This window comes from Arthrobacter sp. NPDC090010 (assembly GCF_044748305.1).
Classification (GTDB): domain Bacteria; phylum Actinomycetota; class Actinomycetes; order Actinomycetales; family Micrococcaceae; genus Arthrobacter_E.
The window spans coordinates 1-14,086 of the sequence record NZ_JBIVFT010000007.1 but is presented as its reverse complement, the minus strand read 5'-3'; the positions used below and the strand labels follow the sequence as shown (position 1 = coordinate 14,086).

14 protein-coding genes are annotated in these 14,086 nt (G+C 66.4%); 7 read left to right on the top strand and 7 right to left on the bottom strand.

The features are described from left to right. Window positions 1-60: 60 nt before the first annotated feature. The 4 genes from ACIPXZ_RS11385 to ACIPXZ_RS11370 form a co-directional block, all read right to left on the bottom strand. Complete coding sequence (locus tag ACIPXZ_RS11385; protein WP_400594015.1) at window positions 61-861, bottom strand: ABC transporter permease; 801 nt, start codon at window positions 859-861, stop codon at window positions 61-63. A gap of 12 nt (window positions 862-873) precedes the next feature. Further along, entirely contained in the window at window positions 874-1,809 is a 936-nt protein-coding gene (locus tag ACIPXZ_RS11380; protein ID WP_400594012.1) for an ABC transporter permease, read from the bottom strand. 2 nt (window positions 1,810-1,811) lie between these two features. Beyond that, a complete protein-coding gene (locus ACIPXZ_RS11375; protein ID WP_400594009.1) occupies window positions 1,812-2,999 on the bottom strand; it encodes an ABC transporter substrate-binding protein in 1,188 nt (395 codons plus the stop codon). A 113-nt stretch (window positions 3,000-3,112) separates the two neighbouring features. Beyond that, on the bottom strand, window positions 3,113-4,198 hold the full coding sequence (locus ACIPXZ_RS11370; RefSeq protein ID WP_400594006.1) for an ABC transporter ATP-binding protein: 1,086 nt from the start codon (window positions 4,196-4,198) through the stop codon (window positions 3,113-3,115). Between the two features lie 214 nt (window positions 4,199-4,412). On the opposite strand from ACIPXZ_RS11370, the gene ACIPXZ_RS11365 reads away from it, so the two are divergent. The 7 genes from ACIPXZ_RS11365 to purM all read left to right on the top strand — a co-directional run bounded on the left by ACIPXZ_RS11365 (window position 4,413) and on the right by purM (window position 10,264). Continuing rightward, complete coding sequence (locus ACIPXZ_RS11365; protein WP_400594003.1) at window positions 4,413-5,195, top strand: FadR/GntR family transcriptional regulator; 783 nt, start codon at window positions 4,413-4,415, stop codon at window positions 5,193-5,195. Continuing rightward, complete coding sequence (locus tag ACIPXZ_RS11360; protein ID WP_400594000.1) at window positions 5,182-5,901, top strand: cache domain-containing protein; 720 nt, start codon at window positions 5,182-5,184, stop codon at window positions 5,899-5,901. Before ACIPXZ_RS11365 ends, ACIPXZ_RS11360 begins: the two co-directional genes overlap by 14 nt. A gap of 131 nt (window positions 5,902-6,032) precedes the next feature. Further along, window positions 6,033-6,530 (top strand): 2-oxo-4-hydroxy-4-carboxy-5-ureidoimidazoline decarboxylase, encoded by a 498-nt coding sequence (gene uraD, locus ACIPXZ_RS11355; RefSeq protein ID WP_400593997.1) that lies wholly within the window; start codon window positions 6,033-6,035, stop codon window positions 6,528-6,530. Further along, complete coding sequence (gene uraH, locus ACIPXZ_RS11350; RefSeq protein ID WP_400593994.1) at window positions 6,527-6,868, top strand: hydroxyisourate hydrolase; 342 nt, start codon at window positions 6,527-6,529, stop codon at window positions 6,866-6,868. The genes uraD and uraH overlap by 4 nt, the downstream gene beginning before the upstream one ends. A gap of 152 nt (window positions 6,869-7,020) precedes the next feature. After that, window positions 7,021-7,386 carry a hypothetical protein gene (locus ACIPXZ_RS11345; RefSeq protein WP_400593991.1) on the top strand — a complete coding sequence of 122 codons (366 nt, stop codon included), beginning with the start codon at window positions 7,021-7,023 and terminating at the stop codon, window positions 7,384-7,386. Window positions 7,387-7,475: 89 nt separating this feature from the next. After that, window positions 7,476-9,104: an amidophosphoribosyltransferase gene (gene purF, locus ACIPXZ_RS11340; RefSeq protein WP_400593988.1), complete on the top strand. Its 1,629-nt coding sequence runs from the start codon at window positions 7,476-7,478 to the stop codon at window positions 9,102-9,104. 26 nt (window positions 9,105-9,130) lie between these two features. Continuing rightward, window positions 9,131-10,264, top strand: coding sequence for a phosphoribosylformylglycinamidine cyclo-ligase (gene purM / locus ACIPXZ_RS11335; RefSeq protein WP_400593985.1), 1,134 nt, complete (start codon window positions 9,131-9,133; stop codon window positions 10,262-10,264). Between the two features lie 39 nt (window positions 10,265-10,303). On the opposite strand, the gene ACIPXZ_RS11330 is transcribed toward purM, so the two are convergent. Genes ACIPXZ_RS11330 through ACIPXZ_RS11320 form a run of 3 tightly spaced genes read right to left on the bottom strand, consistent with a single transcriptional unit; the run spans window position 10,304 to window position 13,628 of the window. Further along, window positions 10,304-11,446 (bottom strand): P1 family peptidase, encoded by a 1,143-nt coding sequence (locus tag ACIPXZ_RS11330; protein ID WP_400593983.1) that lies wholly within the window; start codon window positions 11,444-11,446, stop codon window positions 10,304-10,306. Beyond that, window positions 11,443-12,090: a TetR/AcrR family transcriptional regulator gene (locus ACIPXZ_RS11325; protein ID WP_400593981.1), complete on the bottom strand. Its 648-nt coding sequence runs from the start codon at window positions 12,088-12,090 to the stop codon at window positions 11,443-11,445. Before ACIPXZ_RS11325 ends, ACIPXZ_RS11330 begins: the two co-directional genes overlap by 4 nt. Further along, the gene (locus ACIPXZ_RS11320; protein ID WP_400593980.1) at window positions 12,087-13,628 is read right to left on the bottom strand and encodes an APC family permease; all 1,542 of its coding nucleotides are present in this window, start codon (window positions 13,626-13,628) and stop codon (window positions 12,087-12,089) included. The genes ACIPXZ_RS11325 and ACIPXZ_RS11320 overlap by 4 nt, the downstream gene beginning before the upstream one ends. Window positions 13,629-14,086 lie beyond the last annotated feature (458 nt).

The following is a 14,086-nucleotide window of genomic DNA, read 5'->3' as shown; positions in this document are numbered from 1 at the left end:
GTCCCAGAGGGAAACACTGTGCTCAACTGGCATCTCGCGAGGAGGGAGAGAAGGTGCGCGCTACTTCCCCGCCACCGTGTCCGAGGAGAGTTTCTGCGCCAGCCAGATCGGCAGGATCGAGATCAGGATCAGGACCACCGCGACCACGTTGACCACGGGGGCCTGGTTGGGGCGGAACAGGTTCTGCAGGATCCAGATCGGCAGCGTGGTCTCACCGGCACCGATGGTGAAGGTCGTCACGATGATCTCATCGAAGCTCAGAGCAAACGCCAGAAGCCCACCGGCCAGCAGAGCCGAACGCAGCTGCGGGAACGTCACCTGCCAGAAAGTCGTGAACACCCCGGCACCGAGGTCCGCGGAGGCCTCCTCCAAGCCTGGGTTCACGCGCCGCAGGCGGGCGATGACGTTGTTGAAGACGGTCACGATGCAGAAGGTCGCATGTGCCACCACCACGGTGAACATGCTCAGTGGAACGCCCAGGATCGTGGTGAACATGTTGTTCAGGGCGATGCCGGTCACGATGCCAGGCAAGGCGATCGGCAGGATGACCAGCAGGTTCACCACGTCCCGGCCGAAGAAGCGATACCGCTGCAGCGCCAGGGCCAGCAAGGTGCCGAGCACCAGCGCCAGCAAGGTGGCGACGGCACCCACCCAGAGGGAGGAGACCAGGGCCGAGCGGACGCCGTCGTTCTCGAACGCCCTCCCCCACCACTCAAGGGTGAAGCCCTTGGGCGGCCAGCCGAACGTCCTGTCGGCATTGAAGGAGTTCACCACCACCAGCAGCAACGGCGCGTAGATGAAGAACAGGACCACGCCCGTGATCAGACCGAGCACCCATTTGGCGCCTCGTGAAAGCCTCATGGCAGTCCCTCCTTACAGTTCGTCCAGGGCGCCGGTCCGGCGCACCACGAGCAGGTAGATCATGATGATCGCGATCGGGATCAGGGAGACCGCCGAGGCGAAAGGCAGATTGTTGGCCGCGCCCACATTGCTGTAGACCACCGTGCCGAGCATCTGGGTCTTGCCGCCCACGATCTGCGCCGTGATGTAGTCGCCCAGCGTCAGGGAGAAAGTGAAGATCGTTCCGGCGATGATGGACGGCACCAGCAACGGCATCACCACCAGGCGCACCGTGGCCCACGGCTTCGCCCCCAGGTCGCCGGAAGCCTCCAGGAGGTTGCCGGGGACCTTCTCGAAACCGGCGTGGATCGGCAGGATCATGTACGGCAGCCAGATGTAGGCGAGCGTCAGGATCACGGCCGTCTCGGAGTATCCGGGCGAGTTCAGGCCCAGAGGCGCTCCCAACCATTCCAGGAGTCCACCTTCCGCGAGCACATTGCGCCACGCATAGGCTTTCACCAGGTAGCTGGCCCAGAGCGGCATGAGCACCGCGGCGAGAAGCAGCTTCTGCCAGCGCGGCGTCGCGACCTTGGCGATGAAGAAGGCCAGCGGGATCGCGATCACCGCATCGATGACCGTCACCAGCACCGCGATCCAGAGGGTGCGCAAGGCGATCCCCTGGTACACGGGGTCGAACAGCGCCTGCTTGATGTTGTCCAGGGTCCAGGTCTGGGAGACCTTGCCCGTGAACGAGTCGACGCTCCACAAGGCGGTGATGAGCAGAGCCGCGAGCGCCGCGATGTAGACCAGGACCAGCCAGCCGGCCGGCGCCGTGAGCAGACCCGCCAGGCGCGCTTTGGGGGAACGGTACAGGAAGCCCGAAAGAGGGCTCGCCTTGGCCCGGGGGACGGCACCGCGGCCGCCTCCCCGTCCCGGATCGACGCCGGGCCGGCTGAGCTGGATCGACATGACTAACCCTTGATTTCCGTCCAGGCCTTGGTCCAGGCCGAGTAGTCGGTGCACTTGACGTCGGTACGCCCGTCCAGACACTTCTCCACCGGCGTGGTCCAGTACCAGATCTTGGAGGCATAGTCGGCGTCGCTGACGTGGTAGGTCTCGCAGAACTTCTTGTCCGACATCAGGTCGCAGGCCTTGGGATTGGCCGGGGCCTCGCCGAAGTACTCAGCGACGGCGGCCTGCGCCTTGGGGCTGGCGATGTAGTCGAGCCACTTGTAGGAACAGTTGGGATTCTTGGTCTTGGAACCGATCATCCAGGTGTCGGACCAACCGGTGGCGCCTTCCTCGGGAAGAACGGTCGCCACCTTGGTGCCGTTGCCGGTGGCGATGTTGGCGCCGACCTGCCAGGTGGTGCCGATGACGGTGGACCCGGAAGCGAAGGACTGCACCTCCTTGGTGACGTCGTTCCAGTACTCACCGATGTTCTTCTTCTGGTCCTTCAGCAGGCTCTTCGCCGCGTCCAGCTGCTTCTCATCCAGCGCGTAGGGGTTCTTGATGCCCAGGTCCGGTTGGTGCTTCATGAGGTACATGGCGGCGTCGGCGATGTAGATCGGCGAGTCGTAGGCGGTCACCTTGCCGACGTACTGGGAGCCGTCTTCGAAGACCGACTTCCAGGAGGTGGGGGCGGGCGTGACCTTGTCGGTGCGGTACATCAGGAGGTTGGCTCCCCAGCCGTGCGGCACGCCATAGTTGACCCCGTCCATCGTGTTCCAGGCCTTGTCTTTGAGGAACGGTGAGATGTCGGTGTAGTTCTTCAGCAGACCCGTGTTGACCGGCTGGACGTCGCCGCCGGCCACGAGGCGGAGCGAGGCGTCACCGGAGGCGGAGATGACGTCGTACTGTCCGGTACGCATGAGGGTGACCGCCTCGTCAGAGGTGCCGAAGGGCTTGAAGCTGACCTTGCAGCCGGTCTCCTTCTCGAAGGGGTGGACCCAGTCGACTTTGGGATCGTTGGACCCGTCCTCGACGTAGCCGGGCCAGCCGAGGATCGAAACCTGGCCTTCCCCCTGTCCGATCTCGGTTTTAGCGGGTGTCTGGGCGGCGCTTCCGCCGCCTCCGCTCGTGGTGCCACAGGCGGTGAGGGCGAGAGCCGCGACGGCGGCGATGCCCGCGGCCTTGAGGCGCATGCTTGTCCGGGTCATGGTGCTGTCCTTTCGAGGTGTGCTGCGGTGTGAATCGTGCGGTGATCAATGGGGGACGACGACGGCGGGCGGGGTCTTCCGCCGCACCGGCGACATCCGGTGCTTTCCGGGGTTCAGGCGGCTTCCGGGAGCCATACGGCGTCCCGCTCAGCCCAGCTGACGGTGACGCGACGGCCTTGGAGGGCATCGGTGTCCGGGACGTCCTCGTGGAGGAGCGCGACGATGCCCGGTCCGGCGTCGAGGTCGATGTGCACCTGGGTCGCGTGCCCGACATAGACGGCCGAGGTGACCTGCCCCGCGAGGGAGCGTTCGCCGGAAGCCTGGCCAGCGGCGTCGTGCGCGGCCTCCCAGTCCAGCCGGAGTCGTTCGGGACGGACGACGAAGCTGGCCCCGGGGCCGGCAGGGGTTCCGCCGATCCCGGATTCAAGGATGTTGGAGGTGCCGACGAAGTTCGCCACGAAGGCGGTCTGGGGATGCTGGTAGATCTCGTGTGCCGAGCCTGTCTGGGCGATGCGCCCGTTACTGAACACCCCGATCCGGTCGCTCATCGTCAGGGCCTCCTCCTGGTCGTGGGTGACGAAGATGAAGGTGATCCCGAGGGAACGCTGGAGTTCCTTGAGCTCGATCTGCATCTGCTGGCGGAGCTTGAGATCCAGGGCACCGAGCGGCTCGTCGAGGAGGAGCACTTTGGGCTCCACCACGAGGGCGCGGGCCAGGGCGACGCGCTGCCGCTGACCGCCGGAGAGCTGTGCGGGACGGCGGGCCAGGAACTTGCCGAGCTGGACTCGCTCCAGGGCCTGGGCCGCGCGTTCCCGTCGTTCGTTCTTGGCGATGCCGCGCACCCGCAGACCGTAGGCGACGTTGTCGATGAGGGACATGTGCGGGAAGAGCGCGTAGTCCTGGAAGACGGTGTTGACGTCGCGTTCGAACGGGGCCTTGGTGCTCACGTCCGCGCCGTCGAGCTCGATGCTGCCCGAAGTGGGCAGTTCGAAGCCGGCGATCATGCGCAGCACCGTCGTCTTCCCGGAGCCGGAGGGTCCCAGCATGGAGAAGAACTCGCCCTGCCGGATGTCCAGGTCGACCCCGTCGACGGCGTTGACCTCCCCGAAGGATTTGACCAGCTTCCGGAGGCGGATGGCGGGAATCTGGTCCGTGTCCGTGGCGGAGCCCCGAGCGGAGCTCTGTGCCGTTTCACTCATCGCGATGCCTTTTCTCGTATGGCGCCCGAGGGCCCGTTCTCCCGGAATCGAGTACGTGATGCGTCTCACATTCCGTCTTCTGCGCTAAAGACTATTACTTATGATGATTTATGTATAGACCCCAATTTGAAGCCGGGCTAGCATGTCTGTAAGCCGGGCCACCCGGCTCTCATCACCCGGCATCGCCAGGAAAACCGCAGCAGGAGGGGTAGGGATGTCGCTTTCGCCACTCGGGGCCTCCCGCAGCCTGGCCGCACTGTTCACCCCGATCAAGTCGGGCGGGCTGGTGGACGAGGTGTGCGCCAGAATCGAATTGGCCATCGAAACCGGCCTGCTCAGCGCAGGCCAGCGGCTGCCCAACGAAGTGGAACTCGCCTCGGCACTCGGCGTCTCCGCGGTCACCACCCGGGAGGCGCTCTCACAATTGCGCGGCCAGGGCCTCATCCGCACCGTCCGGGGCCGCAGCGGCGGAAGTTTCATCGCCGACGATGCGCTCCCCTCTCCCGAGAAAGCCCGACGCCGGCTCGGCTCGCTCACACGGTTGCAGATCAGCGATCTGAGCCTCCACTACCAGGCGATCGCCTCAGCCTGCGCAGGCCTCGCCGCACGACGCGCGACACCCGACGATCTGGAAACCCTTCAGGAACTCGCCACGACTCCTGGCGCCGGGGCCACCGACCCCCTGACCTGGCGCATGGCCCATTCGGAATTCATCCTTGAGATCGCGGCGGCCGCCCGTTCCGCCCGCCTGGCCCGGGAACTCCTCCGGATCCAGGCCGAGCTCGGCACCTTGACGATCCTCCCCTTCGGGGACGAAGCTTTTCGCGAGGAAGCGAGCCGGCTCCATCAAGCTCTCGCCTCCGCCATCGAGCGGCGCGACTCCCCAGCCGCCGAATCCCTGGTCCGCGAACTCATCCACAACACCAGTTCATGGCTACTCGACGAACTTTCCGCCGGGTCGCTCAGCCGCAAGGAGGCGGCACATGACTCACACTGACGCCACAGCAACCCCCCTCACGCAGGACGACGCCCCCGAGTCGATCCGGCATCTGAACACCCTCATCGGAACCTTGGAAAGCCGACTGGACGAGTGGGCCACCCGGACCACCGAATGGCTGGGCAGGACCGCTAAGGTGACCAGCACCGCCGTCGACAAATTCATCCGCCCATCCGTCGACGAACTCCTCCATCAGCCCGGCTCGCCGTTCGCCGGTGCGGGCTTCGTGGCGAATCTCGGCCTTCTCGCAGAGGACCGCAGCTACATCGCATGGTGGCAGGGCGATGACATGGAGCGCGTGGACGCCCTCGCCAACTTCAGCCCGCAGCCGGTCAGCCGCTACATGCGCGCCGAGTGGTTCCGGGTGCCCGTCTCCACAGGAAAGCCGCACGTCACCGGGCCGTACATCGATCTGCTCTGCACGGATGAATACGTCTGCACTTTCACCCAGCCGGTGTTCCGCTCCGGCTCCGTGGCCGGGATCGTCGGCATGGACGTCACGGCACAGAAACTGGAGTTGCTGGTGTTGCCGCTGCTGCGAACGCTCGGCGACGCCGCCGCGATGGTCAACTCAGGAGGCCGCGCCGTCGTTGCCGCCTCACCGTCCACGGACGCGGGCGACGCCGTCCGCCCCGCTCCGGGGTCCATCAGCCACCGCGTCGGTCAGCACTTCACCGTGCACACCGCCGTCGAAGCGGACGCCTGAATCAGAGCACCTCTCCTGCGAGGCGTCGGCAAGGGGCCCGGGACCCTGTGACGCTTGACACCCAAGCTCCTCAGCACGTTCAATTATTACGCATACTGAAAATCAAGTTCCGCAATGCGAAATAGGTGCATATGAAGCTCGAGGAATTCAACGCCCTGTCCCGAGAGGACGCCATCGCCGTCGTCCGCCCGAGCCTGGACATCCAACGCTGGATCGAGGCCGTCGTCGACGCCCGGCCATACGCCTCCTCAGGCGAGCTCAGCGAAACCGCGGGCACGGTGGCCTCGCCATTCACCGCCGAGGAACTCGAGTCCGCCCTGGCGCATCACCCGCGGATCGGCGAACGGGCGAAGGGCGACAGCAAGGAAGCCTCGCTCTCCCGCAATGAGCAGTCCGCCGTCGACCCCAACGACCGCGCCGTCCAGGACGCCCTGGCCGAAGGCAACGCCGCCTACGACGCCAAGTTCGGCAGGGTCTTCCTGATCCGCGCCGCGGGCCGCAGCGCACAGGAGATCCTGGCCGCGCTCAACGAGCGCCTGGGCAACACCCCTGAAGAAGAAGACATCATCGTGGCGGACCAGCTGCGGCAGATCGCCGTGCTGCGCCTGGAAGGAGCCGTACAGGCATGAGCGTTTCCCAGATCACCACCCACATCCTGGACACCGGCTCAGGCCGTCCGGCCGCCGACGTCCCGGTGGTCCTGTCCGTCAACAACGACGGCGCGTGGAGCGAAGTCGCCCGCGGCGTCACCGATGCCGACGGCCGCATCAAGAACCTCGGCCCGGAGGCCGTCGCAGGGGGCACCTACAAGCTCACCTTCGCCACCGGCCAGTACTACGCGGGTGCAGGCCAGGACACCTTCTTCCCGGAGGTCGACCTGACTTTCTCCGTCGCGGACACCGGCGAGCACTACCACGTGCCGCTGCTGCTCAGCCCCTTCGCGTTCTCCACCTACCGCGGATCCTGACGCCCGGACTTCATCCACGCGAAGTGACAGCTTGCGCCCCTAAAACCTGGTTTTAGGGGCGCAAGCTGTCACTTCGCGGAACGGCGAGGGACTGCGGGCATCCCTAGGCAGCTCGCAGGGAACGTCCAGAGATCCGGGATACCCTTGTAGGCATGCAGCAGGACCGCGCCACGCACGGCGAACCCTCCCTCGAAGAGCGCCAGATCACGGTGCGCACCGCACCGAAGTATGTGCCGTTCCTGGTGGCCGGCGGTCTCGTGGGCCTGGCCGTGGCCGCCATCTCCGCCTTCGGCTTCCCGTCCCCGCAATCAGTGTCCAATCCGGGCCGCGCCTACGACCCCAGCACCGTGTTCGGTTTCCTGGCCGTGCTCTTCGCGGGCGTGGGCGTCGCACTCGGCGCCGTGGTGGCACTCATCCTGGACCGCATCGGGCGCCGCAACAGCCGTATCGCAACGGTCCGCGAGCTCAGCACCGAGGAGAACCGGGCTGCGTCCGCCGCTGAAGCCGACGAAGACTGATTCCCCTCACCCGGCCTCCCGGGCGGGCAGCCGCCGTCGCACTCCCGCACGAGTGTCTTGGCTTCCGCGCGGCATGCGATAATTGAGCAGTGGCACGCGGTGACGGAAAACTCTCACACGATCTTCTCCCCGGCGAAAAAGGACCCCAGGACGCTTGTGGCGTCTTCGGCGTCTGGGCTCCCGGTGAAGAGGTCGCCAAACTGACCTACTACGGCCTGTACGCCTTGCAGCACCGCGGACAGGAGTCCGCCGGTATCGCAACGAGCGACGGCCAACGCATCAACGTCTACAAGGACATGGGACTCGTCTCCCAGGTCTTCGACGAAACCACCCTGAACACCCTGACCGGCCACCTGGCCGTGGGGCACTGCCGGTACTCCACCACAGGTGCCAGCCACTGGGCCAACGCGCAGCCCACCCTGGGCGCGACGGCCAACGGCACGGTCGCCCTCGCCCACAACGGCAATCTCACCAACACCGCCGAACTGCGCCAGATGATCATGGAGCGCACCGGTGGCCATCTCAGTGGCGAGATGAAGCAAGGCAACACCTCCGACACCGCCCTGGTGACGGCGCTGCTGGAAGGCGAGCCGGAGAAGACCCTGGAGCAGACGGCCCTGGAGCTGCTGCCGAAAATCAAGGGCGGCTTCTGCTTCGTCTTCATGGACGAAGGCACTCTTTACGCGGCCCGCGACACCTACGGCATCCGTCCTCTCGTACTCGGCCGCCTGGAGCGCGGCTGGGTGGTGGCGTCCGAGCAGTCCGCTCTCGCCACCGTGGGCGCCAGCTACATCCGTGAGATCGAGCCCGGCGAGTTCCTCGCCATCGACGAGAACGGCGTGCGTACCCAGCGCTTCGCCAAGGCGACCCCGGCCGGCTGCGTCTTCGAATACGTCTACCTGGCCCGCCCCGATGCGACCATCGCAGGCCGCTCGGTGTACGAATCCCGCGTGGAGATGGGCCGCCAGCTGGCCCGCGAGAACACCCACGAGGCGGACATCGTGATCCCCGTGCCGGAGTCCGGCACCCCGGCGGCCGTCGGCTATGCCGAGGAATCCGGCATCCCGTTCGCGCACGGCTTCGTGAAGAACTCCTATGTGGGCCGCACCTTCATCCAGCCGTCCCAGACCCTCCGTCAGCTGGGCATCCGCCTGAAGCTGAATGCCCTGGAATCCGTGATCCGTGGCAAGCGCGTCGTAGTCGTGGACGACTCGATCGTCCGCGGCAACACGCAGCGCGCCATCGTGCGGATGCTCCGCGAAGCCGGGGCGAAGGAGGTCCACGTCAAGATCTCCTCCCCGCCCGTTCAGTGGCCGTGCTTCTACGGCATCGACTTCGCCTCGCGCGCCGAACTGATCGCCTCCGGAGCCTCCATCGAGGAGATCGCCAAGGCCATCGGCGCCGACTCTCTCGGCTACATCACCGAAGACGGCATGATCGCAGCGACGCATCAGCCGCGCGAGCGCCTCTGCACGGCCTGCTTCACGGGCACCTACCCCATCGCCCTGCCGGACCCCGAGCTCCTCGGCAAGAACGTGCTGGAGCGCGAGGAGGAGTCCGAGGCTCCCACTGTTCCCGCCGAGTCCGTGGCACCTGAGGAAGAGGCCCGCGTGACCGCCTCCGGCGACGTCGTCGCTGCCGCCACCGGTTGCGACCCCGGCCCCGACTCCGAATTCGAGAACTTCCTGACCGAGGCTGACAAGCGCCCCGCGTCCTGAGCCGCACCCACACCAGAAAGGCAGCCATGAGCTCCTCCCCCGCCGAGAACGGGATCACCTACGCCTCCGCAGGCGTCGATGTGGAAGCCGGCGACCGCGCCGTCGAACTCATGAAGGACGCCGTCAAGGCAACCCACAACGCCTCCGTGCTGGGCGGCGTGGGCGGCTTCGCGGGTCTCTTCGATGTGTCCCGCCTGGTCAGCTACAAGAAGCCGCTGCTGGCGACGTCCACCGACGGCGTCGGCACGAAGGTGGCCATCGCCCAGGCCATGGACATCCACGACACCATCGGTTTCGACCTGGTGGGCATGGTCGTGGATGACATCGTCGTGGTCGGTGCCGAGCCGCTCTACATGACCGACTACATCGCGTGCGGCAAGGTGGTCCCCGAGCGCATCGCGGACATCGTCCGCGGTATCGCCGCCGCCTGCTCAGTCGCCGGGACCGCCCTGGTGGGCGGCGAGACGGCGGAGCACCCCGGCCTGCTGGGCGAGCACGAGTACGACGTCGCGGGCGCGGCCACCGGTGTGGTCGAAGCCGACGCACTGCTCGGCCCTGAGCGGGTCAAGAGCGGGGACGTGGTGATCGGCATGGCGTCCTCCGGCCTGCACTCCAACGGATACTCCCTGGTCCGACGCGTGATCAACCACGCCGGTTGGGAACTGGACCGCCAGGTCTCCGAGCTGGGCCGGACCCTGGGTGAGGAGCTTCTGGAGCCCACCCGCGTGTACGCCGCAGATTGCCTGGATCTGGCACGTGCCTTCCCGGTCAATTCCTCCGCCGCGATCCACGGTTTCAGCCACGTCACCGGCGGCGGCCTGGCCGCGAACCTGGCACGCGTACTGCCCCAGGGCCTGCTGGCCACGGTGGACCGCAGCACCTGGGAGCTGCCGGCCATCTTCAAGCTCGTCTCCGAGCTGGGCAATGTGCCGCTGGCTGATCTGGAGCGCACGCTGAACCTCGGCGTGGGCATGATCGCCATCGCCTCCCCGGAGGCCGCGGATGCCGCCGTCGCACGTTTGAACGAACGCGGCCTGCCCTCCTGGGTCATGGGCACCGTCGCCGAGGACACCGGCGCCTTCACCGGCACCGTGGACTACGTGCAGGGCGCCAAGGGCGTCGACGGCGGCGCGGTCCGCATGGCAGGCCATTACGCCTGAGCTCTCACACCGCCGTCGATCAGGCGCGTCTTCCGGGGATCATCCTCCGAAGGCGCGCCTGATCTCGTCGTGAGGCAGAGCGTAGCTCACGTGCCCGTTCCGGCCCGTCATGTCGCGGGCGGCGACCAAGGCGTTGAGAACGGCTTCCTCGGTGGCTTCGACGACCGCCTCGTAGAACGGATCCATGTTTCCCCAGGCCACGTGCTCGGTACTGCGGACCTCGATCGTCTCCGCGCCCATCCGGGACACGAGCGAATCCCCATTCGCGGTGGAGAACGCCAGGAAGATGTCGCCGGAGAAGTGACTTCCAGTGGTCCCGGTCCGGGCGAGCCCGAGACTCACGCGACGGGCCAGCGCCCGGCACTGATCAGGGAGCATCGGGGCGTCCGTCGCGACCATGACGATCACGCTTCCCGCACCGGGGGTCGCCCGCGCCACCGTCCCGGTGTCCTTCTCGAACCAATCGGTGGTGCTCATGGGATCCGGGCGCTGCGAATCCCGGCCGAGGCTGTGCCCGGCCACGCGCAGTTCCTTCCGGGACCCGAAATTGGCCTGCAGCAGTACACCGACGGTCCACGCCCGTTCACCGGAACGGACCATTCGGGAGGCCGTGCCGGTTCCACCTTTGAAGCCGTAGCAGTTCATCCCGGTGCCGCCCCCGACGTTGCCCTCGTCGAGTGGTCCGTTGACGGCGGCATCCATGGCCTGGGCGGCGTGCTCGGGCCGGACATGGCCCGCGTTGATCGAGTTCAGGTAGCCGTCCCAGGTCTCGCCCACCACCGGGAGCATCCACTGGGCCGCTGTGAACGGATCGTGCTCCGCCATCCACTGGTCGATGCCTTGGTGCACGGCGCCGACGGCGTGTGAATTGGTGATCGCAAGGGGTGTCTGGAACTGTCCTGACTCCTCGATCCAGCTCCTCCCAGTCAGCTCCCCGTTGCCGTTGAGGGAGAAGATTCCGGCAGCGCAGACGGCCGCGGGTTCCTTCTTGCCCCGGGGGAAGATCGCCGTGACTCCTGTGCGAGCGGCCGCGAGCCCGTCGTCGATGATCGTGGCGTAACCGACCTCCAGACCGGGCACGTCCGTGATCGCATTCCAGGGTCCGGGTTCCCCATCGAAGGGGATCCCGAGGTCGCGGGCCCGGGGAGCGCTTCCCGTAGTGGCTGCGGGCTGGTCCGTCATGGTGTGGAGTCCTTTCCGAGAGGTTCAAGGGTGTCGTCCGGAGTGGCCGGGAGCAGCGTGCAGCCGAGGGCGGCTTCCGCGAACCGCAGGGCGTTCCGCACATAGTGCGGGCGGCGGTCGCTGGACGGGTCAAGGAGGTAGAGGCCGTAGGCGTCCTCAAGCGCGACCAGGTTCTCGGCGATGGTCGCCTCTTCCATGACGGGCCGGAACACCCCCGACTCCGTGCCCCAGCGGATGAGATCCCGGTAGATCGCCACCTGACGGTCCATCAGGAGAGCCACCGAGGCGCGGAACTGCGGTTTGTCCCGCAGCACGGAGGAGACCTCATAGACGATCCGCAGTTCGTCGCTGATGCGTTCCGGGATGCCCGCTTCCACCATCTGACAGAGCCCCGTGATCGGGTCCGCCGCGGCGTCCAGGAGACGACGACGGCGGTCCCCGAATTCCTCCATGGCGCTCTCCACGGCGGCGGTCACGAGTTCTTCGAAGCTTTCGAAGTAGTAGAGGATGCTCCCGGGACTGAGTGCCGCGCGGTCGGCGACGGCTCTCACGCTGGCGCCTGCGATGCCCCGCTCACTGATCACGCGGTGGGTGGCGGTGAGCAATTCCTGCTTACGCTGCTGCCGGCGAACGGTGGCCATCATCGGGGTTCCTCCTCGGGGGTGCGGGTCACGATCTTCACCGATTGTGTCAGGGCCGCGTACCGTTCCGGTGCACGGCGCCGCATGACGAGCCCGACGACGATCCCGGCACCGAACACGATCGGCACGCACGCGATCATGAGCCAGTTCACCGGTCCTTCGACACCGGACACCAGATCGAAGTGCGTGACGATCAGAACGAAGGCGGACAGCAGACCCGCGGCGCCGAGGATCGGGGCGACGACGACGCGCCACACCCCGTAGCCACGCCGGTCCTTCCAGAAGAAACCGATCACGGAAACTGCCGCGACCCCCTGGGAGAAGACGAGCCCGGCCACCCCGATGGCGTAGCTCCACAACCCGACGCCCAGGAAGGGGTCCGAACCGAGCGCTGCGGCGACGATGATCGCCACCACGGACAATACGGTGAGGCTGATGCTCGCGATGTGCGGCGAGGACATCCGCGGATGCGTCCGGGCAAAGGCCTTCGGCAGCAGCCGCTCCCGGCCCAGGGAGAAGATGTAACGGGCACAGGCATTGTGGAACGCCAGGACACTGGCGAAGAAGCTGGTGACGATGAGGATCTGCATGACGACGCCGGCCCACGCTCCGAGCGCGTTGTTCCCGGCGATGAACATCATCTCTTCATAGTCCGCGGAGTTGGCCAGGGCCAGGACGCCGTCGGCCCCGAACGCCACCGTGAGTGCCCAGAAGGTGAAGGAGTAGAAGACGGCCAGGAAGGCGATGGCGATATAGGTGGCCCTCGGGACGGTGCGCTCCGGTTTCTTCGCCTCTTCGGCGTAGATGACCGTTCCTTCGAAGCCGAGGAACGCGCCGAAACCGAACACGAAGAGAGCACCGGAACCAGCGGCGAAGAACACGGCCCGGGGGTCGAAGCTCGCGGCGGTGGCGGCCGGAATTCCGGCACCGTGCTGGGCGAGAATGGCGAGTGAGATGACCAGCAGGATGGTGATCTCCGCGGTGAGGAGGACCGCTAGCACCTTGGCGCCGACGTCGATCCTGCGGTAGCCGAGGAAACCGACCACCAGGACGGCGACCACTGACCAGAGACCCCACGGCAGATTCACCCCGAAGAGGTGGGTGAAGGTCAGGTTCGCGTAGAAGCCGAGCAGTGCATAGAAGCAGATGCACAGGAAGGCGTACGCGACGATCGTGATGAAGGCGACGCCCACCCCGACCGGTTTGCCCAGCCCTGCCGCGGCGTAGGCATAGAAGGCCCCGGTGTTGCGGACGAAGCGGGACATGGCTGTGAAGCCGATGGCGAAGAGGATGAGGACGACGCCGCTGGCCAGCATCGCGCCCGGGGCGCCGATGCCTCCCACCAGGAAGGCCAGGGGCGCGGAGCTCACGGCGACGGTCAGCGGCGCGGCGGCTGAGACGACGAAGAAGACGATGTCGAAGACCCCGAGTTTTCCGCCGGCGAGACCACCGGTGGTTTGCTGCCGGGCGACTGTTGCGGGGCTCGGGCTGTCCTTCGCGGGCAGCGTCGGGTCTTGGGTTGAGGTGGTTTCGCTTTGCATGGGTACTCCTGGCACATCGTTGTGGCTGAAGATTTGAACGACTGTATCAAACAGGTGTTCAGCTACTCAATAGCCTGGAGCGCAGAAGTTTTTCTCTCTCGTTCGGACGTGTTCAGAGGACAGCGAGGCCGCATCAAAGAAAAGTTCGGCCTCCGCCCCTGAGGAGAATCTGAGAGGACGGAGGCCGAACCTTTGCTTACCGGCACCTGCTCGATGGCGCCGGCCTTTGGTGGTCAGCGCGAACGTTCAGTGCGCGCTGATCCAAACTCGGAATCGGCCCTGGGGCCGAGCCTGAAAGCCACTTGCCGTTCCGTCCCGCGCACCTCAGATGAAGAACGCGGGACGGACCACAGACGCTTGGTCAGTGTTGGCGGCGTTTGCGCAGGATCATCAGTGCGGCTCCTCCTAGGACGAGGAAGGCTCCGGTTAGGGCGGTTCCGAGTCCGACGTTCGCGCCG